This window comes from Enterococcus casseliflavus (assembly GCF_029215545.1).
Classification (GTDB): domain Bacteria; phylum Bacillota; class Bacilli; order Lactobacillales; family Enterococcaceae; genus Enterococcus_D; species Enterococcus_D casseliflavus.
The window spans coordinates 85,215-105,667 of the sequence record NZ_CP119393.1 but is presented as its reverse complement, the minus strand read 5'-3'; the positions used below and the strand labels follow the sequence as shown (position 1 = coordinate 105,667).

Sequence of the window (20,453 nt, the reverse complement as noted above, 5' to 3'; positions counted from 1 at the left end):
TTCTTCGCTCCTTCTCTTAAGAAATTTCAATCGACGAAAAGTCAACGTCTTCTTCCTCTTCCACGATCGGCGTTTCAACGGGTGCCTTTTTCAAGGCAAACAGCAAAACACCGGTAATGGCAGAACCAATCAGTAGCGCAATGGTAAATTTCAGTGGATCCGTCATGGCAGGAATGATGAAGACCCCACCGGATGGTACTGGTGAACCGACACCCCAAATCATACTTAGACCACCGCCGACGGCTGCTCCGACCGTACAAGAAAAAATGACGCGAAACGGATCAACGGCAGCGATCGGGATCACCCCTTCTGTGATCATACAAAGACCCATTGGAAAAGCGATCTTGATGTTGTCTTCTTCTTCCGTAGAATATTTGGGTCGGCGTAAGAGACGAGAGAGAACCCAAGAGATCGTAACACCAAATGGCGGCACCATTGAGGCTAAAATTTTCACGGCTTCGGGTTCTTGAATGCCTTCCAGTAATAGCCCATCAGCAAATAGCGAGGCGACTTTGTTGACGGGGCCGCCAAAATCAAAGGCAGCCATACCACCGACAATCGCGCCAAATAAGAAATTTCCCGAGCCTTGCAGATTCGTTAAGAAGGTAGTCAACGCCTCAGTAGCCCACACGATCGGTACACCGATGACGAAGAACATCAAAGCACCAACGATCAGTGTCGACAAGACCGGTACGATCATCATTGGCATCAGACCTTGTGCCCAACGTGGTACTTTAAGGTTTTTTACTAAGAATAAGACCAGATAACCTGCGAGATAGCCTCCTAACATTCCCCCTAAAAAGCCTGCACCAATCGCATTGGCAATCAGTCCCATAAAAAGACCAGGAGCGATTCCTGGACGATCGGCAATGGAATAGGCGATCGCGGCAGCGATCACTGGCGCCAGCAGTCCCATCCCTAAAACCCCCAGCGAGACCAGTGCATCCGGGATCGTATAGGCAGCATCGTAATTTTCAATGACCGTGCCGTTGGCAAGATTGCCGATAGCGATTAAAAGCCCAGCTGTTACAACGACAGGTAGCATATACGAGATGGCGGTTAAGGCATGTTTTTTCAACTGCAGCTGTTTCATCATTTGTTTCATCCCCCTTTGAATTTAAGTCGTTAAAACATTCGTTGATTCATCCCTGATTTAATTTTTCTTCAATTGTTTCAAGCAAACGCTTAGGCGCTTTGATCACCATACTAGTGGGAATTTCTACTATTCGCTTGCCTTCAAAACGGTCTCTGCCGCCGATTTTGATATCTGCCGCAATAATGACAACATCGGCTGCTTGAATAGCTGCTTCCGTCAATTCACTTTCTGTCCCGATGGTTCCTTGGGTTTCGATATGGACTTCATGACCAAGTTCTTTCGCAGCTGTTTCGATTTTTTGCTTAGCGATATACGTATGAGCGATGCCTGAAGTACAAGCAGCTACACCAACGATTTTCATCTCTTCTCCCCCTTTCTTAGTTTTCTGCCATTGGATCTTTAGCAAGCAAGGCCATCATTTGATCCTTTGTCCCTGACGCAACGAGACGATCAATAAACGATTCATCCGCTAGTAGCATCGCTACTTTTTGCAGCAGCTTGATATGCATCGTATTGGCATCGGTATTTTTGACTGCAAACAAGATGATTACTTGAACGGGCGCTTCATCGATGGACTCCCATTCAAGCGGACGCTTGGTTTTTCCGATCACTAAGGAAGTCTTTTTCACACTGTCTGACTTTCCATGTGGGATTGCTAAGCCATGTCCGATACCGGTCATTCCTTCCGTTTCTCGGGCAAAGACATCTTGGGTGAACCCTGCTAAATCGGTAATTATTTGGTTTTCATATAAAAGTTCAGACAGTTCAGTGATCGCTTCTTCTTTTGAATTCGCTTCCATTTCCATCTTGATAAGATTGGGATTGATTACATCTGCGATGCTGAACGTTTGGATCGTTTGGCTTTCGTTTTTCATCTTTACATCTCTCCTAATAGTTGTTTGACTCGCTTTTCATCCTGTTTGGTAAATACCGAATTGACTAAAATCGTCGGCACCTGCGTTTCTACTGGCAAATTAATGGTGGTTAAGATCAAATCGATATTCTGGTAGTCTTGCGCATGCTTTCGGTACATACGAGCGGAAAGCACATCCACGATATCCAGTTCAGGAAATGCCCGTTGGACTTTGACTTTCAGCAGCTCAGAAGTCCCTACGCCGCTGCTGCACATGATTAAGACTCGCTGTCTGCGCCGACGAATGACTTTAAATTTCACAAAATACAGCACCAAGAAACCAATCTCGTCTTCCGATATGGGATTCGTTCCATAGGTTTGCTCCACTTCCTTGCTGACTTGTGCCACTTGCTCAAAAATCCTTGGGTACTCCAGTTGGATGTCACTTAACAGGCCATTTTTCACGATAATTTTATTCTTTAGCCGATAGAGCATCGGCTGAATATGGCAAAGTAGATCGGTCTTGTCTGTTTGCTGGTTCAATTGAATACCCAGTGCTTTTTCCATCTGCTTAGTAAAAAACTCCGTGATTTCGCTGGCTTCTTTTGTCAGATTGGTCATTGCCAAGGGTTTGTTTTCCACTCTGGAAGACACTAAATACTGGTAGAGATAAAATACCTCACTTTCTGGCAGCTCCGTCACGAGATAGGCATTGATTTTTTCAATCACTTGTTGGGCAATTTGATAAAACTCTTGGTGCTGTTCAATCAAATGCTGTTCTTCCTCATCTAAGCCCTCAATAAATTCTTCGCGGTCAATTTCTCCTTCTCTCATTCGTAAAATCAGAATATACAGATGCGAGAAAATATTCATATTGTAAGGATACGCAATACTGTTCGCGAGTTTTCGCTCAATAAATTCAAGAATTGAGGTAATAAAGTTGATATCAAAGGCATTGATGGGATATTTTTGCGTAACCATTTCTTCATTCCACACATGGGTCTTCGTAAAGAGATCATTGACACAGCGACGGATATTTTTTTCGGTACCAATCACTGAAATTCTCTTATCGGATCGGATCAACTGGAGTTCAAAGTACTGAAAATATTCCGAAAGACGATTGATATCACTACTTATCACTGCTTCACTCAAATAGTAAGGGGCGAACAGCTCTTTGATCATTAAACGCTTCGGTGATTTAAACAATAAATGCAGTGCAATCGCATGACGCCGCTCAAGCGGCTCATCATTTTGATCCGTTTCTTGATTTTCAATCGTGCCTTTGAGATACGCTTCATAGTCCAAACAAAATCCTTTGCCGATTTCAGACCGAATGATTTCTGAACCAGCAGCCTCATTGATCCGTTTGATCGTCCGATAAATGGTTTTTGTTGAAACCTTAGCAGCTGTGGCTAGTTCATTAGCGGTCAAATTCATCCCCTGTATCATAAACTGCTCAATCAAACGTGTTTCTCTCTTGCTCAGCTTCATACTGTCTCCCTCCGTATCTTTACTATAGTCCTCTTTGGCTCGAGTATTTCTTAATCGATGTCCACTGATTTGGACATTTCAAAAAGAACGCTTTCATTAATCGTCCCAAATGCCCTTTTTCTAGGATGAAAGAAGGACGCATTCTTTTTCGTGATATTTCCTTTTGCTAAACAAAAAAAGCTTGCCATTCCGAAGAATGACAAGCTTTTCCGTCACACTGAGTCAATCAGGTGCTGGGCATTGATTAGTTTTGGCTGTTCAATGCGTCTTCAGCAGCCATTTGTGCTTCGATGTCTGAGATGCTGTAGACATTTTCGCTGGCAACTGTTACTTCTTTTGGTTCCATTTCACGGTAACGAGGCATACCAGTACCAGCTGGGATGATCTTACCGATGATAACATTTTCTTTCAATCCAAGAAGTGGATCTTTCTTGCCGCGGATCGCTGCATCGGTCAACACACGAGTGGTTTCTTGGAAGGACGCAGCAGACAAGAAGCTGTTGGTTTCCAAGGATGCTTTCGTGATCCCTAATAGGACTGGACGGCTAGTTGCAGGAACGCCGCCGGCTACCAATGTGTCGTAGTTGCGGTCTTTAAAGTCGGCGATATCCAACAATGTTCCTGGCAAGATGCCTGAATCACCTGGATCCATGACGCGGACTTTACGCAGCATTTGACGAACCATTACTTCGATATGTTTGTCGCCGATTTCTACCCCTTGCATACGGTAAACGCGTTGAACTTCCCGTAATAGGTAGTTTTCAACCGACAAGACATCGCGAACTTGTAACAGTTGTTTTGGATCGATCGATCCTTCCGTCAATGGCGCACCACGATGGATAAAGTCGCCTTCTGCTACTTTCATCCGGGCAGTATAAGGAACGGTATACGTACGCGTATCGGTTTCCCCTTTGATGGTCACTTCTTTGGTCCGAGTTGAAGGGTCTTCTGAGATATCGATGACTTCTCCGGTAACTTCGGTAATGACCGCTTGTCCTTTCGGATTACGGGCTTCAAAGATTTCTTGGACACGAGGGAGACCTTGCGTGATATCGTCTCCGGCAACCCCGCCGGTATGGAAGGTACGCATGGTCAACTGAGTACCAGGTTCACCGATTGATTGGGCAGCGATGGTACCGACTGCTTCCCCAACTTCAACTTCAGAACCAGTGGCTAAGTTGCGGCCATAACAATGTTTACATACACCATGTTTGGTGTTACATGTGAAGACAGAGCGAATGGATACTGTTTCGATGCCAGCGTCCACGATGGCTTTAGCTAAATCTTCAGTGATCAATTCATTGACCCCTAGAAGGACTTCGCCAGTTTCAGGATGGATCACTGATTTACGTGTGTAACGTCCAATCAAACGTTCTTCTAAGGATTCGATGATTTCGTTTCCTTCGCGAATTGCTTGAATGTCTAAACCACGGTCAGTACCACAATCGTCTTCACGGATGATGACATCTTGGGCAACGTCAACTAAACGACGTGTCAAGTAACCGGAATCGGCTGTTTTCAAGGCGGTATCGGTCATCCCTTTACGGGCACCATGGGTCGAGATAAACATTTCCAAGACAGATAGACCTTCACGGAAGTTTGAGATGATCGGCAATTCCATGATTCGTCCGTTAGGCGCGGCCATCAATCCACGCATCCCAGCAAGCTGAGTAAAGTTGGAGATGTTACCACGGGCACCGGAATCAGACATCATGAAGATTGGGTTTTTCGCTTCCAATGATTCCATCAGTTTTAACTGAATTTCATCTTTGGCTGCATTCCAAACACCAATAACTCGTTCATAACGCTCGTCATCGGTAATCAAACCACGACGGAATTGTTTCGTGATCGTTTCTACTTGTTTGTGGGCATTGTCGATGATGTCATGTTTTTCGTGCAAGTTCATGATATCAGCGATACCAACGGTGATACCTGCCATTGTTGAATGGCTGTAACCTAAGTCTTTCATGCGGTCAAGCATGCGTGACGTTTCAGTGATGCGGAAACGTTTGAAGACTTCTGAAATGATGTTTCCTAAGTTTTTCTTCTTGAATGGGCCCACAAGCTCTTGTTCTTTAATGAAGGCAGGCACATCTGTACCAGCTTCAATAAAGTACTTGTCTGGTGTTTGAACCGTCAAGTTGTAGTCAGTCGGTTCGTTCAAGAATGGGAATTCTGGCGGCATGATCGAGTTGAAGATCACTTTACCTACCGTTGTTACCATCAAACGTTGTTTTTGTTCAGACGTGAATGGTTTGTCCCCTAAAGTGTTTGGATTGATGGCGATCCGTGTGTGTAAATGCACGTAGCCATTGCGCCATGCCGTAACTGCTTCGTCCATGTCACGGAAGATCATGCCTTCCCCTTCACGGCCTTCTTCTTCCATCGTCAAGTAGTAGTTTCCTAGGACCATATCCTGAGATGGCGTTACAACTGGTTTTCCGTCTTTTGGATTCAAAATGTTTTGAGCTGCTAACATAAGCATACGTGCTTCTGCTTGCGCTTCTTCGTTCAATGGTACGTGAACGGCCATTTGGTCTCCATCGAAATCGGCATTGTAGGCTTCACAAACAAGTGGGTGCAAACGAATGGCACGGCCTTCAACTAAGACTGGTTCAAATGCTTGGATACCTAATCTGTGAAGCGTAGGTGCCCGGTTCAATAGCACTGGATGTTCTTTGATGACATCTTCTAAAACATCCCAAACTTCGTCTTCTTGACGTTCGATTTTGCGTTTGGCATTTTTGATGTTTGACGCGATTTCACGAGAAACAAGCTCCCGCATCACGAATGGTTTGAACAATTCGATCGCCATTTCTTTTGGCAGACCACATTGATACATTTTAAGGAATGGACCAACGACGATAACTGAACGACCTGAGTAGTCGACCCGTTTTCCTAGCAAGTTTTGACGGAAACGACCTTGTTTCCCTTTCAACATGTGAGAAAGAGATTTCAATGGGCGGTTCCCTGGTCCTGCAACTGGACGGCCGCGACGACCGTTATCGATCAAGGCATCGACTGCTTCTTGCAGCATCCGTTTTTCATTTTGAACGATGATGTTTGGTGCATTCAAGTCTAACAAGCGTTTCAAACGGTTGTTACGGTTGATTACACGACGATACAAGTCGTTCAAGTCACTTGTGGCAAAACGTCCACCTTCTAATTGCACCATTGGACGCAAATCAGGCGGGATAACTGGGATAACGTCCATGACCATCCAGCTTGGTTTGTTTCCTGAAGCACGGAATGCTTCTAAGATGTCCAAACGGCGGATCGCACGGGTCCGTTTTTGACCAGTTGCGTTTTTCAATTCTTCTTTCAATTCAGCAACTTCGCCTTCAAGATCAACGCCATCTAATAATTGTTTGATGGCTTCGGCACCCATCGCTGCTGAAAATTCTTGACCGTATTGGTCACGTTTTTCACGGTATTCCCGTTCAGTCAATAGTTGTTTTTTCTCAAGGCTGGTGTTTCCTGGTTCAATCACTACGTAAGAAGCAAAGTAGATGATTTCTTCCAATGCACGTGGGCTCATGTCTAAAACAAGACCCATCCGTGAAGGAATGCCTTTGAAGTACCAAATGTGTGATACTGGTGCTGCTAGTTCAATGTGTCCCATGCGTTCACGACGCACTTTTGAACGTGTTACTTCCACGCCGCAACGGTCACAAACGATGCCTTTATAGCGGATCCGTTTGTATTTGCCGCAAGCACATTCCCAGTCTTTGGTTGGACCGAAAATACGCTCGTCAAACAACCCTTCGCGTTCAGGTTTTAACGTACGGTAGTTAATGGTTTCTGGTTTTTTTACTTCACCATAAGACCAGCTTCTGATTTTTTCAGGAGAAGCCAAACCGATTTGCATACTTTCGAATTTATTTACATCGATCAAAAAAGGTTCCCTCCATTTCATTTCATGGACATATCCGATAGAACGGGGGCTATTTCCGCTAGTGGCGGAAATAGCGAGGGCCGTCTATTATTGCAAGCGATCTTCTGCTGTCTCGATTTGTTGGTTCAACGCGTCGGCGGCATTTTTAGCTTCTGTTTGTGCTTTTTGTTCTAATTCACGGGCTGTTTGTTGCTCCGCAAATTTTGTTAAGGCATCAACGGTGATCAAATCATCATCGTCATCATCCATATCACGTAGTTCGATCTCTGCATCATCGATATCTAGGACACGCATGTCTAGACCCAGTGATTGCAATTCTTTTACTAATACGCGGAATGATTCTGGTACACCTGGTTTTGGAATTGGTTCCCCTTTGACGATCGCTTCGTATGTTTTCACACGACCAACCACGTCATCTGATTTGTAGGTCAAGATTTCTTGCAAGGTGTAAGCAGCACCGTATGCTTCCAGTGCCCAAACTTCCATCTCTCCGAAACGTTGTCCACCAAATTGGGCTTTTCCTCCCAATGGTTGTTGAGTAACCAATGAGTAAGGTCCAATGGAACGGGCATGCAATTTATCATCGACCATGTGGGCCAATTTGATCATGTACATGACACCAACGGAGATGCGGCCATCAAATGGTTCGCCGGTACGTCCGTCGTAAAGCACTGTTTTGGCATCGCTGGCCATTCCTGCTTCAGCAACCGTTGCCCAAACATCTTCATCGCTGGCACCATCAAAGACTGGTGTTGCCACGTGAATGCCTAGTTGACGCGCAGCCATTCCTAAGTGTAACTCTAATACTTGTCCAATGTTCATCCGAGAAGGTACCCCTAATGGGTTCAGCATGATGTCGACTGGTGTGCCATCTGGTAAGAAAGGCATGTCTTCTTCTGGCATAATGCGAGAAACGACCCCTTTGTTTCCGTGACGTCCGGCCATTTTATCCCCTTCATGGATTTTCCGTTTTTGAACGATATAAACGCGAACCAGCATGTTCACACCTGGTGACAATTCATCGCCAGCTTCGCGGGTAAAGATTTTGACATCGTGGACGATTCCGCCGCCGCCGTGAGGCACGCGTAGAGAAGTGTCACGCACTTCGCGGGCTTTTTCACCAAAGATTGCGTGCAATAAACGCTCTTCTGCTGAAAGTTCCGTTACCCCTTTTGGCGTGACTTTCCCAACAAGCAGATCGCCATCTTTGACTTCCGCACCAATGCGGATAATCCCCATTTCGTCTAGGTCTTTCAATGCGTCTTCCCCAACGTTCGGGATTTCGCGAGTGATTTCTTCAGGTCCTAATTTTGTGTCGCGGGCTTCTGATTCATATTCTTCAATATGGACAGAAGTGTAAACATCATCTTTCACCAAACGACGGCTCATGATGATGGCATCTTCATAGTTGTACCCTTCCCAAGTCATGAATGCGACTAAGACGTTTTGTCCTAGTGCCATTTCGCCTTGTTCCATAGATGGGCCATCTGCTAAGATGTCGCCTTTTTCGACTTTTTCACCAAGTGCCACTAATGGACGTTGGTTGTAGCTGGTTCCTGAGTTTGAACGACGGAATTTGGTAACAGAATAAACGTCCAATGCGCCATTGTCACGACGAACGCGCACTTCGGCTGCGTCCACGTATTCTACGATTCCATCATGTTTACATAACAAAGCAGCTCCTGAGTCATGTGCTGATTTGTATTCCATACCAGTACCAACCCAAGGTGCTTTCGGATTGATCAATGGTACAGCTTGCCGCTGCATGTTGGCACCCATCAAGGCACGGTTGGAGTCATCGTTTTCCAAGAAAGGAATACATGCGGTTGCGACTGCGACTACTTGTTTTGGTGATACGTCCATGTAGTCGACTTTATCGATCGAAACTTCCAAGTTTTCAGAAGTAGCACGCGCCATAACAACGTCGTTTACGAAAGAGCCGTCTTCATTTAACAAGCTGTTTGCTTGGGCCACAACGTAGTGGTCTTCGGTATCGGCAGTCAAGTAATCGATCTTGTCAGTAACACGGCCTGTTTCGCGGTCAACTCGACGGTATGGTGTTTCAATGAAGCCATACTTGTTGACTTTGGCATAAGAGGCCAAGCTGTTGATCAACCCGATGTTTGGTCCCTCAGGCGTTTCGATCGGACACATACGGCCATAGTGGGAATAGTGAACGTCTCGGACTTCATAGCCGGCACGGTCACGGGTCAAACCACCAGGTCCTAAGGCAGATAGACGACGTTTATGGGTCAACTCACCCAGTGGGTTTGTTTGGTCCATGAACTGTGACAACTGAGAAGAACCAAAGAATTCTTTGATACTTGCGACAACCGGACGAATATTGATCAATTGTTGCGGTGTCAAGGTTTCGGTGTCTTGGATCGACATCCGTTCACGCACGACACGCTCCATCCGAGCAAGCCCGATCCGGAATTGGTTTTGCAATAATTCACCAACAGAACGAATCCGACGGTTTCCTAAGTGGTCGATGTCATCGACATTGCCAATGCCTTCCATCAAGTTGAAGAAGTAGCTCATTGAAGCAATGATGTCTGCTGGACGAACCGTACGTGTAGCAGTATCTGGATAGCCATTACCGATCACGTTGACTTCTTGTTCTGGATCTTTTGGTGAAAAGACTTTGATGACTTGGACGGTCATTGGTTCGGTCACGACCCCATCTTCTGATGGATAGTACGTTACACTGTTTAGGCCATTATCGATAAATGCGCCTAGTGTTTCCATGACTTGGTGAGTCAAAACAGTGCCTTTTTCAACAATGATCTCGCCTGTTTCAGGGTCAACCAAGGTTTCTGCTAAGGTCAAGTTCAATAGACGTGTTTTCAAGTCTAATTTTTTGTTTACTTTGTAACGACCAACATTTGCTAAGTCGTAACGTTTTGGATCGAAGAAACGTGCGTTCAGCAAGCTACGTGAGCTGTCTGCTGTTTTTGGCTCGCCTGGACGAAGACGTTCGTAAACATCTTTCAATCCTTCTTCGGTACGAGAATCGCTTGCGTTTTTATGCAAGTCTTTTTCGATCGTGTTGCGCAATGATTCACTGTCGCCGAAAATTTCAAAGATCGTGTCATCAGAACCAAACCCTAGGGCACGGACTAAGACCGTCAAAGGAATTTTACGGGTACGGTCAATCCGTACGTAAGAGATATCTTTGGCATCAGTTTCCATTTCTAACCACGCACCGCGGTTAGGGATAACAGTTGAACCAAAGCCTTCTTTGCCGTTTTTATCGACTTTGCCATGGAAATATACACCCGGAGAGCGGACCAACTGAGAAACGATAACCCGTTCTGCCCCGTTGATGATAAAGGTTCCTTGTTCAGTCATTAATGGGAAATCACCAAAGAATACTTCTTGGGATTTGATTTCCCCGGTTTCACGGTTCGTCAAACGCAAAGTAACATGTAATGGTGCCGAATAGTTTGCATCATGGGCACGTGCTTCTTCTACTGTATACTTTGGTTCTTTCAATTCATAATCCACAAATTCTAGGGACAAGTTACCGTTGAATCCTTCGATTGGCAAAATATCTTCAAACATTTCTCTTAGGCCCTCATCTAGGAACCATTGGTAAGAGTCGGTTTGAATTTCAATCAAATTCGGTAATTCTAATACTTCACTGATCCGTGCGAAACTTCTACGTTCGCGATGCTTTCCGTATTTTACTACGTGTCCAGCCAAGCTCTTCACCTCTTCATAAAGTCTTTCAAAAAGGCTATCCGATTATTTACAAAACTGTAACAAATATTAAATATAGGTTACAGAAAGCATTTTTTGCGGCTTTTAGGCAAAAAAAAACCAAAAATAGAACGGATGCATTGGGCATTTTCTACTTTTGTTTCCTTATTCCTAAGCCGAAACGGACAATATTTCGTTTCTGCTTTTTTCGTTCAGATAGTTTTTGCAACTCCTTATTATACAGATGAAGTACTTTTCTGTCAAGCTTTCATTGGAAGTTACAATGCTTTTCTGACGCACCCATTTCCTAAGATTTTCTAAAGAAAAAAACAAGGCTGGTGAGGACTGTTTTTCGTAAGAAACTACTTTGCTTTTTGCCGATTTCTTGCTATGCTAACGAAAACGTTACACGTGAAACATTAGGAAGGATATCCTTATGACGACAAAAGAAAAAATACTGACCTTATTACAAAAAGAAGATACTGTACTGTCCGGAGAAAAACTAGCCCAAGCCTTGTCGATCTCTCGTACAGCAGTCTGGAAAGCCATTAAAGAACTTGAGAAAGAAGGCTATCATTTCGAACACTTGGCCAACGGCTATCGCTTTGTCTCCGCTGACCGCTACGATCAAGCAGCACTTGCAGCCGCCTTGCCGATGATCCCCACGATTCAAATCAAGGATGCTGTTGAGTCTACTATGAAAGAAGCCAAGATCGCCGCTTTGGACAGTGGACTGGCAACCCCCGCCCTTTTTTTGACCGAAACGCAAACAGGCGGCCATGGCCGCTTCGAACGACCGTTTTTCTCACCGAAAAAACAAGGGATCTACATGAGCTTGCTCTTAAAACCCAACCAAGCGTTTCAAGAATTGCCGCAATATACCGTTTTGGCTGCGGTGGCAGTCGCAGAAGCCATCGATGCCCTTCTAATGAAGGAAACGGCCATTAAGTGGGTCAACGATCTGTACTTAGATGGAAAAAAAATCTGCGGTATTTTGTCTGAAGCAACCAGTGACTTTGAAACAGGCCGCATTACCTCGGTTGTGATCGGTATCGGCATCAGTTTTTCGATTCCGCAACAGCAGTTTCCAGCAGAGATTCGGGAAAAAGCGACCTCACTATTTCCTGGTGAAGAGTATCCAACCTTTTCTCGGGCAACCTTGATCCAAGAAATTTGGCGTCGGTTCTTCCAATTATTGGCAAAGCTGCCTGACATGGATTATATGGCCCGCTATAGGCAGAAATCCTTCGTTTTGGGCCGCACCGTTCAGTTTACACAACAAGGTGTGACCTATGAAGGAATCGCCAAAGACATTACTAACACCGGTGAATTAGTGGTGGAAACAGCAACGGAGCGCAAGGTGCTTTCTTCTGGAGAAATCAGTTTGGAACGGTATTGATGCTGCTTTCGTAGGTAACCAGTCACAGCAAGCGTAAACACAAACACTCCATAAACAGACCTGCTTATTCCGAGGGGTTAAATAAAAAGCAACCTAGGCAGCTCCCAAACAAACTTTACTGCTACGATCAATTTCGCGGAAAAAGTGAGCCTCATCTTTTCATAATAAGTATCATGCTCGTTCTTTTATCATGTCTTTTCTACAGTTTTTATGCGCTATTTCATTCCCCACATAAAAAAGATCGACCTGCTCTTTCAAGAGCGGGTCGATCTTTTTTTTAAAGCAATTGCCACAACAGACAGAAAAGCAAGCCTAAGGCATAGCTGCTGTTGAATAAAATCATGTTCTTAATCGAATAGCCGAAACTACGTGGGTGGGGCAGGCTGGCTTGATGCTCTTTCAAATTTTGGTGGATTTTCGGCAGTGTCAGAAACACGAGCAAAATCGGCCATTGGAAGAGACCAAACAAGAGACCCAATAAAATAGCGGCGTAGGAAGCCACCATCATTCCTTGAAACAGACGGATACCTGCTTCGCGACCGATGTAGTACACCAGCGTGTAGCGGTGATTTTCGATATCGGCTTCCAGATCCCGTAAGTTATTGGCTAACATGATGTCAGCAATTGTGAAAATCAATGGTAAGGATGCCAACACGATGGCACACACGGCCCAGAGGTTCCCCACTAAGCCAAAGGTTCCGTTCGCAAAATCCAGTGCCAGATAAAACACTTTTTGATCAATGGTATTGATATAGATCGTGATGGCAAAAATCCCTAATCCCATCGTTACGCCGCTGAACACTTCGCCTAAAGGCATCCGCGATAACGGAATGGGGCCAAAGGTATAAAAGACCCCGATAAAACAAACCACCAGCCCCATCACTAGCAGCAGCCAGCCGGTAACAAAGGTCAAGTAAAGACCGATCAGTAAGGTTCCTGCCAGCATCGCAAAAATCAGATTGCGAACAGTAGCTTCTGAGATGTTTTCGCGCCCGATCACATTGTGCTGGTATTTGTAGGTTTCTGATTTGGCTTTTTTGAAATCCATATAATTGTTGATGGACGTCGTCGTCAAATCAAACAGCAGCATCCCCAGAAAAAAGATTGCGGTATTCAACGGATGAAATTCATGAAAATACACCAACGAGAACAATACACCCATAATGAAGGGGAAGACACTGGCCACTTTGGTACGGATCTCCACTACTTCTAAAAACACTGAAAGAGACATCTTTCACTCCTCCTATTCTAAATCCGCACGATCACCCATCGTGTAGCCTGATTCCTCTGAAAGTTCAAAGGTATCTTTGATACCGTCGGTTACATACACTTTGTCTTCTTTTGTGATAAAGATCGCATCGGTACCCTTTTCGGTATGTTGTTCGATATAGGCTAAGCCTTCCTTGACCCCTTTATCAAATGCCACCGTAGTTAACCCATCGCCATCGATGGATTTGTCGGTGATGACAGTTACACTTGCTACATCGCTATCGTAAGGATAGCCAGTCTCAGAATCAAAAATATGGTGATACGTTTTGCCGTCTACTTCTAAGTAGCGTTCGTAGATCCCTGAAGTAACTACTGTTTTATTGGTTTCTTTGATACTGCCGATAATCGAGCCGCGAGATTTGTTTGGATCTTGGATTCCGACATTCCATGGCTCATCTGCACCGCGGTTGCTATGACCTAACACATAGACATTCCCGCCCAAATCGACGATCGCGGAAGTCACGCCATTGTCCTTCAGCACTTTGACGACTTCATCCGTGATGTAGCCTTTGGCGATCGCCCCAAGGTCAAGGATCATGTCCTTGTCTTTTAAATACACCGTGTGGTCTTCGTCGTTAAACTCGACTTGTTCATAATTGATATGTTTCAACGCTTCATCGATCTCAGATTGCTCTGGCTTGCGGGCATCATCAAAGCCGATTCGCCACAATTGGGTGATCGCACCGATGGCCATATTAAAGCCGCCTTCTGATTTCACACTATAATCATAGGCTTCTTTCAACAAATAATAGATATCATCTGAGACCTTCACTGGCTTGATGCCAGCTTGCGCATTGATTTCATCGATCTCTGACCCTGCTTGGTTGATGGTGATTTTATCGCCTAACTCTCTGATGCGGTCAAAGGCAGGCTTCATAGCGTCCTCTTTGCCTTCATCATAAATGCGAATCCGAGTATACGTGCCTAATAAAAATTCTTCTTGAAAATATGGTTCTTCTCGCAGCGTCGTTGCTTCCTGATCACTGCCACAGGCTGCCAACATTGTGCCTAAAAAAACAAACATCAGAAAAAACGTTACTTTCTTTTTCATGATTTTCCTCTTTTCTATTGTCTTCAACCTTCATATAATAGCCTTTTTTTGGCAGAATGAAAAGGGGCATTCCGTGATTCCTCAACGTATTTTAGGAATCCTTAATCGAACCTTTTCTTCTTTGTAAAAAACAGTTCTTTTTTAAAAAAACCTTCCCACCAGATTGCTTCCTTTTGCACGAACTTGCCTTTGTGACCTTGTTGCCCACGAAAAAAAGACAGCACTCAAAACGAATGCTGTCCTCTTAATAGAAAGAAGTTGTGATTATTCAGTAACGAAGTTATCCACTTCGATTGTTGTTTGGTCGCCTTTTTCAGCGGCATTCAACAATTGTTGTGCATAGATAACAAAGCTGTGGAAGCTGTGGGTTGCCCCTGAAACAACATCCATGTCTGCCACAGAGCCGTCTTCGGCATTGACTGCAGAAACAAAGGCTTCATTGAAGTTTGGAATGAACTCTTCTGGACTTGTACCAGATTTTGCTTCCATGTTTTCGTTGTATGATGCATCATCTTTTTTCGACTCGCCTGCTTCGTTTAGGTAGTCGTAGTTTGATTCAGAGATTTTGCCGTCAGCTACAGTCATTGAGAAGACTACGCGGTAACCGTTTGAGTAGTTCTTTTCTTCTAATGTATAGGTTCCGTCTTTCAAGTCTGCACCATTGTCGATTTCAATGGTTTCCGTGTTGCCTGCTTGCGCCGCTTGAATCAATTGTTGTGCATAGTTTTGGAAGGAATCAAAGGAATGAGTCGCGCCAGAAACTACTTCGATTGAAGAAGGGCTTTGTGCGGCAACTAACTCTTCATTGAATTTAGGAATAAATTCTTCTGGGCTGATGCCTGCTTTTTCTTTCATTGTTTCATTGTATTCCGTGTTTTCTGTTTTTGATTCGCCATCCGCATTGACGTTGTCATATTTTGATTCAACGATTTTGCCGTCTTTGACTGTGATCTCAAATGTGACACGGTAGTCGTTTTTATAGTTCTTTTCTTCTAAACGATACGTACCATCTTGCATTGGCTCGCCTGCAACGACGGTTGCTTCTGAGCTTTCTGTAGTTGCAGAATCGCTTGCAGAAGTTTGTGATGTACTTTCACTAGTTGACGAAGAACCTGTATTGTTGTCGTCTGCTCCGCATCCCCCTAACAATAATGCTGCGAATGAAAATACCGCCATACCTACAATCAATTTCTTTGCTTTCATAATTATCCACCTTTTACTTGTTTATTTTCCCCACAAAAAAGTTTGTGATACATCTAACATTGTAAAGTAAATTTACGAGATGTCAACCGCTTCCTTTCCGCTTTTTCAATAAAAAATGACTTATTTTTTGATTTTCGCAAGTTTTCACGAATTTCAGGAAATATGCGTTTTTTTCATCAGAATCGTTAGACAAATGAACCATTTGTCTATATAATAGGAACGATTGTGTAATTATTATCATAGATTATTTTTATTAAGGAGAGATTTGCAATGGCAAAGAAAAACATTGTCGTTGTCGGTGCCGGTTATGCAGGCGTTTCTGCTACGAAGTACATGGCAAAGAAATTGAAAAAAGACAATGATGTTGAGATAACATTGATCGACCGTCACTCTTATCATACGATGATGACTGAACTGCATGAAGTCGCTGGAGGACGTGTAGAACCTACCGCAATTCAATATGACTTGCAGCGCTTGTTCTCACGCAAGAAAAATGTTCGTTTAGTAACCGATACAGTAACTGGGATCGATAAAGAAAATAAAACCGTCCAAACAAAATTAGGCAGCTATTCATTTGACTACTTGATCTTAGGGATGGGTGGCGAACCGAATGACTTCGGTACACCTGGTGTCAAAGAAAATGGCTTTACTCTATGGTCATTTGACGATGCTGTCCGCATTCGCGAACACATTGAAAAAACTGTCGCAAAAGCAGCGATCGAACCAGATGCAGCATTACGTAAAGCAATGTTGACGTTTGTCGTTTGTGGTTCTGGATTTACTGGGATCGAAATGATCGGTGAACTGATCGATTGGAAAGATCGTTTAGCTTCCGATTATAAATTGGACCCAAGTGAAATCAGCTTGAAAGTCGTTGAAGCAATGCCAACGATCTTAAACATGCTTGATCGTAACGATGCAGCCAAAGCAGAACGTTACTTGAAGAAAAACAATGTTGATCTTGTCTTGAATGCACCAATCGTTGAAGTTGCACCTGACCACATCAAACTAAAAGATGGTTCAACGATCCCAACCCACACATTAATCTGGACTGCCGGCGTCAAAGGAACTAGTGATGCTGCTGATTTCGGTTTAGAAACAGCCCGTGGTTTCCGTCTAGTTGCCAATGAGTACATGGAAGCAAAAGGCTACGAAGACAAAAACATCTATATTATTGGTGACTTGGTTTACTTCGAAGAATTCCCGAATACACCAACACCACAAATCGTGCAAGCAGCTGAACAAACAGGTCACACTGCAGCAACGAACATCGTTTCAGCCATCAAAGGCGGCGAAAAACATAAATTCAAAGGAAACTACCAAGGATTTATGGTTTCCATCGGTGCCAAATGGGGCGTGGCGAACTTATTCAATAAGATTCACCTGAGCGGTTTCTTAGCGATCATTATGAAACATATCGTTAACTTGAAATACTTCTTTGATATTCGTTCTGGTTACTACATGTTCCAATACTTGATGCATGAAATCTTCCACATCAAAGATGACCGGACAGTCGCTCGTGGTCATACGTCTCGTTACGGAAACGTCTTGTGGAGTGTTCCGCTTCGTATTTTCTATGGTCTTGTCTGGTTCGTTGAAGCTTTCAAGAAAATTTTGGGTACGAATGGGGAAGTCTTCAAACCTGGTACATGGTTTGGTGAAGGTTCTTGGTTCCAAGGCAACAGCGTTTTCCCTTGGACTTGGGAATATCAAACAGTCGCTGATGCAGCAAGTGGTGCTAGTGAAGCAGCCGATGCAGCAAGTGCCGCTAGTGGTGCCGGTGAAGCAGCCGATGCAGCGACACAAGCCGCACACTTCGGTTTGAGCTATGCCTACGGTGAGCAACCAATGATCGTGATTGAAAAATCACCTGACTGGTTCACAAAAGTTATGCAATTTATCATGCCAAACAATGACGTTGCCATGTTCTTCCAAAAATTCATGGTCTTCTTTGAAATTGCTTTAGCTCTTGCATTGATGGCTGGTCTCTTCACTTGGTTAGTAAACGCAACGACTATCGTTTTAGTGTTGACTTTCTGTATGTCTGGTATGTTCTACTGGGTAAACATCTGGTTCATTCCAGTTGCATTTGCCTTGATGAACGGTTCAGGACGCGCAGTCGGTTTAGACCGTTGGGTAATCCCATGGTTGCAACGTACCCTTGGAAAATGGTGGTACGGTACCCCTCGCTCCTTATATGGCAATAAATAAGCCAGCAAAATAGAATACCTGTACGACTTCATGAGACTAAGACATTCTGATTTTCAATCAGTGTCTTGGTCTCTTTCCAAGTACAGAACTTTTTCTTGATCGTCCTTGCACAGAAATCGGTGGATTATTGAGGATTCAGCTAGTAGAATCTTGTCTTCTTATGCTAGAATGAGACACATCACATGAAAGAACAGGAGTCTTTTTTGATGAAACTAAAAGAATTTATCCGCGATGCCCATTTAAAACCATGGGATGGCGTCATCATACTTGTTTTGATCCTCAGCTCTTTTTTACCGATTTTTATTTTTGGCCAGACGCAAACAGCGGACAAAGAAGCCGTCTTGCGGGTCGATGGGACAGAAATCAAGCGTTTTGACTTAGTTGAAGGTCAAAAAACGTACACCTATCTTTATGAAGATGAAGATGGCGATACCAATTTACTGGAGATCGAAGGGGATCGGATCCGAATCAAGGAAGCCGATTGCGGCGACCAGATTTGTGTCCGCCGTGGCTGGGCTAGTAAAAATGGGGAAACCATTGTCTGTCTGCCTCATAAATTGGTGATCGAAATCCAAGCCGCAGATGGGAGTGAGACCGACGATCTAATCTATTGATCGTTTGCTTATGAGTCGATTACAACGAATAATTTTCATCTCACTGCTGGTCGCCCAAGGGGTCGTGATTGGTTTAGTTGAAAATATGATCCCTTATCCATTTGCCTTTGCGCCTGGTGCGAAACTAGGTTTGGCAAATTTAATTACCATTATTGCTTTGTTCACTATGCCGAAAAAAGACAGCTTTCTCTTGATTTGGCTAAGACTGATCTTAACGACGTTACTAGGAGGAACGGTTTCGACCTTCTTATATAGTATGAGCGGTTCCTTACTGAGTTACTTTGGGATGTCTTTGGTGAAACAGTTGGGGCCTAAGCGTGTCAGTATCATCGGCATTAGTGCGGCCGGCGGTTTCTTGCACAACGTCGGACAGCTGATCACTGCCTCATGGATCGCTCAATCATGGAGCGTGATGCTCTACTTGCCGGTCCTATCTTTCTTTGGGATCTTGTCCGGGATCGCTATCGGGATCGCCGCCAACTACTTGCTGCGCCGTGTCGAAACACTGCGCCGTTTTCAAATTGATTATGAACGCCAGACCAAAGTCAAATGGCGCTCGGATTCAGAATAAAGGAGTTAATTATGAAACTTCATTCCATGTGGCAAGAGTATCCAGCACTGCAAGCTGACTTATCTGCCTCCTTGCAATTGATGGAAAAATCATTAAAACTAAAAAACAAAGAGGTCGAACAAGCGATCCTGTCCATGATCCATTCAGGTGGGAAACTGCTGCGTCCTGCTTATCAGCTGCTCTTTTCTGCTTATGGCAGCGACAAAGATCGCGAAAAAGCCGTCGCATTGGCGGCCTCGATCGAAATGCTCCACACTGCCTCGTTGATCCACGACGATATCGTCGATCATGCGGACACCCGCCGCAAGCTGCCGACCATTCGTTCCGAATTTGGCAACGATGTCGCTGTCTATGCTGGTGATTACCTCTTCGTCTGCTGCTTTAAATTGATGGCGGATTATGCTAGCTCCATGAAAAGCTTGCAGATGAATTCCCGTAGTATGGAAAAAATCCTGGCCGGTGAATTAGGACAAATGAGCAAACGATACGATTTGTCCGTCACTGTCGAGGATTACTTAGAAAACATTCGCGGCAAAACCGCTGAGTTGTTTGCTTTAAGCTGCTTCATCGGGGCTTACGAAAGCGGCACCTCCTTGCGCTTTGCCAATCAAGCCCGTGAGATCGGTGAAGCCATTGGCCTTGCCTTTCAAATCATGGATGACGTCTTAGATTACAGCCAAGATGCGGCTGCTTTAGGAAAACCCGTATTGGAAGATGTTCGGCAAGGCGTCTATTCCCTGCCGCTGTTGATGGCATTGAAAAGTGACCGCCAACAGCTGCTCCCATTGCTGGAAAAACAAGACGCCATGACGGACACCGACACCCACGAAGTCTATCGGATCGTCCAAGAAAGTGCTGGGATCGAGGAAGCCAAGAAACTCGCAGCCGACTATACGAAAAAAGCTTTGCAGGCGATCCAGAAATTACCTGAGACCAAAGATGAAACCAAAACGTATCTTTACCAGATCACTGCTCAGATCCTAGGGCGTCAGAACTGATCAAGGATCTAGCAAAAGCCCAGCAGCTGGGATCATCCTGAAATAAGTCCCCAAGGTTAGATTTTTGATCTACTTTTGGGGACTTTTTAGTTGATAGCTA

Annotated in this window: 14 protein-coding genes; 5 read left to right on the top strand and 9 right to left on the bottom strand. The window is 44.4% G+C overall.

Annotation, left to right across the window (positions count from 1 at the left end):
* Nucleotides 1-16 precede the first annotated feature (16 nt).
* The 6 genes from P0G38_RS00515 to rpoB form a co-directional block, all read right to left on the bottom strand.
* The gene (locus P0G38_RS00515; RefSeq protein ID WP_010748879.1) at nt 17-1,096 is read right to left on the bottom strand and encodes a PTS fructose transporter subunit IIC; all 1,080 of its coding nucleotides are present in this window, start codon (nt 1,094-1,096) and stop codon (nt 17-19) included.
* Nucleotides 1,097-1,142: 46 nt separating this feature from the next.
* Nucleotides 1,143-1,457: a PTS fructose transporter subunit IIB gene (locus P0G38_RS00510; protein WP_005230357.1), complete on the bottom strand. Its 315-nt coding sequence runs from the start codon at nt 1,455-1,457 to the stop codon at nt 1,143-1,145.
* Between the two features lie 16 nt (nt 1,458-1,473).
* Complete coding sequence (locus P0G38_RS00505) at nt 1,474-1,971, bottom strand: PTS sugar transporter subunit IIA (RefSeq protein ID WP_005230355.1); 498 nt, start codon at nt 1,969-1,971, stop codon at nt 1,474-1,476.
* 2 nt (nt 1,972-1,973) lie between these two features.
* Complete coding sequence (locus tag P0G38_RS00500) at nt 1,974-3,440, bottom strand: BglG family transcription antiterminator (protein ID WP_275853575.1); 1,467 nt, start codon at nt 3,438-3,440, stop codon at nt 1,974-1,976.
* A gap of 244 nt (nt 3,441-3,684) precedes the next feature.
* A complete protein-coding gene (rpoC, locus tag P0G38_RS00495; RefSeq protein WP_015510610.1) occupies nt 3,685-7,335 on the bottom strand; it encodes a DNA-directed RNA polymerase subunit beta' in 3,651 nt (1,216 codons plus the stop codon).
* An 87-nt stretch (nt 7,336-7,422) separates the two neighbouring features.
* On the bottom strand, nt 7,423-11,040 hold the full coding sequence (rpoB, locus tag P0G38_RS00490) for a DNA-directed RNA polymerase subunit beta (RefSeq protein ID WP_008381746.1): 3,618 nt from the start codon (nt 11,038-11,040) through the stop codon (nt 7,423-7,425).
* A gap of 433 nt (nt 11,041-11,473) precedes the next feature.
* On the opposite strand from rpoB, the gene P0G38_RS00485 reads away from it, so the two are divergent.
* Entirely contained in the window at nt 11,474-12,436 is a 963-nt protein-coding gene (locus P0G38_RS00485) for a biotin--[acetyl-CoA-carboxylase] ligase (protein WP_142974312.1), read from the top strand.
* A gap of 277 nt (nt 12,437-12,713) precedes the next feature.
* Here P0G38_RS00485 and menA read toward each other — a convergent pair whose 3' ends face one another.
* The 3 genes from menA to pplA form a co-directional block, all read right to left on the bottom strand.
* Nucleotides 12,714-13,667, bottom strand: a complete 954-nt coding sequence (gene menA / locus P0G38_RS00480) for a 1,4-dihydroxy-2-naphthoate polyprenyltransferase (RefSeq protein WP_201705524.1) — start codon at nt 13,665-13,667, stop codon at nt 12,714-12,716.
* Nucleotides 13,668-13,679: 12 nt separating this feature from the next.
* Nucleotides 13,680-14,756, bottom strand: a complete 1,077-nt coding sequence (locus P0G38_RS00475) for an FAD:protein FMN transferase (RefSeq protein WP_005230331.1) — start codon at nt 14,754-14,756, stop codon at nt 13,680-13,682.
* 264 nt (nt 14,757-15,020) lie between these two features.
* On the bottom strand, nt 15,021-15,959 hold the full coding sequence (gene pplA, locus P0G38_RS00470) for an extracellular electron transfer flavoprotein PplA (RefSeq protein WP_016608361.1): 939 nt from the start codon (nt 15,957-15,959) through the stop codon (nt 15,021-15,023).
* A gap of 270 nt (nt 15,960-16,229) precedes the next feature.
* Here pplA and P0G38_RS00465 point away from each other — a divergent pair, with 270 nt between their 5' ends.
* The 4 genes from P0G38_RS00465 to P0G38_RS00450 all read left to right on the top strand — a co-directional run bounded on the left by P0G38_RS00465 (nt 16,230) and on the right by P0G38_RS00450 (nt 20,353).
* On the top strand, nt 16,230-18,170 hold the full coding sequence (locus P0G38_RS00465; RefSeq protein WP_005230327.1) for an NAD(P)/FAD-dependent oxidoreductase: 1,941 nt from the start codon (nt 16,230-16,232) through the stop codon (nt 18,168-18,170).
* A gap of 206 nt (nt 18,171-18,376) precedes the next feature.
* Nucleotides 18,377-18,784, top strand: a complete 408-nt coding sequence (locus tag P0G38_RS00460) for a NusG domain II-containing protein (protein ID WP_010748871.1) — start codon at nt 18,377-18,379, stop codon at nt 18,782-18,784.
* 10 nt (nt 18,785-18,794) lie between these two features.
* Entirely contained in the window at nt 18,795-19,355 is a 561-nt protein-coding gene (locus tag P0G38_RS00455; RefSeq protein WP_005232987.1) for a Gx transporter family protein, read from the top strand.
* A gap of 11 nt (nt 19,356-19,366) precedes the next feature.
* Complete coding sequence (locus P0G38_RS00450; protein WP_010748870.1) at nt 19,367-20,353, top strand: polyprenyl synthetase family protein; 987 nt, start codon at nt 19,367-19,369, stop codon at nt 20,351-20,353.
* The last annotated feature ends 100 nt before the right edge of the window (nt 20,354-20,453 follow it).

Excerpts from the sequence above, each read along its gene's own strand:
- P0G38_RS00515 (WP_010748879.1), bottom strand. The coding sequence starts at position 1,096 with ATGATGAAACAGCTGCAGTTGAAAAAACATGCCTTAACCGCCATCTCG.
- P0G38_RS00510 (WP_005230357.1), bottom strand. The coding sequence starts at position 1,457 with ATGAAAATCGTTGGTGTAGCTGCTTGTACTTCAGGCATCGCTCATACG.
- P0G38_RS00505 (WP_005230355.1), bottom strand. The coding sequence starts at position 1,971 with ATGAAAAACGAAAGCCAAACGATCCAAACGTTCAGCATCGCAGATGTA.
- P0G38_RS00500 (WP_275853575.1), bottom strand. The coding sequence starts at position 3,440 with ATGAAGCTGAGCAAGAGAGAAACACGTTTGATTGAGCAGTTTATGATA.
- P0G38_RS00485 (WP_142974312.1), top strand. The coding sequence starts at position 11,474 with ATGACGACAAAAGAAAAAATACTGACCTTATTACAAAAAGAAGATACT.
- menA (WP_201705524.1), bottom strand. The coding sequence starts at position 13,667 with ATGTCTCTTTCAGTGTTTTTAGAAGTAGTGGAGATCCGTACCAAAGTG.
- P0G38_RS00475 (WP_005230331.1), bottom strand. The coding sequence starts at position 14,756 with ATGAAAAAGAAAGTAACGTTTTTTCTGATGTTTGTTTTTTTAGGCACA.
- pplA (WP_016608361.1), bottom strand. The coding sequence starts at position 15,959 with ATGAAAGCAAAGAAATTGATTGTAGGTATGGCGGTATTTTCATTCGCA.
- P0G38_RS00465 (WP_005230327.1), top strand. The coding sequence starts at position 16,230 with ATGGCAAAGAAAAACATTGTCGTTGTCGGTGCCGGTTATGCAGGCGTT.
- P0G38_RS00460 (WP_010748871.1), top strand. The coding sequence starts at position 18,377 with ATGAAACTAAAAGAATTTATCCGCGATGCCCATTTAAAACCATGGGAT.
- P0G38_RS00455 (WP_005232987.1), top strand. The coding sequence starts at position 18,795 with ATGAGTCGATTACAACGAATAATTTTCATCTCACTGCTGGTCGCCCAA.
- P0G38_RS00450 (WP_010748870.1), top strand. The coding sequence starts at position 19,367 with ATGAAACTTCATTCCATGTGGCAAGAGTATCCAGCACTGCAAGCTGAC.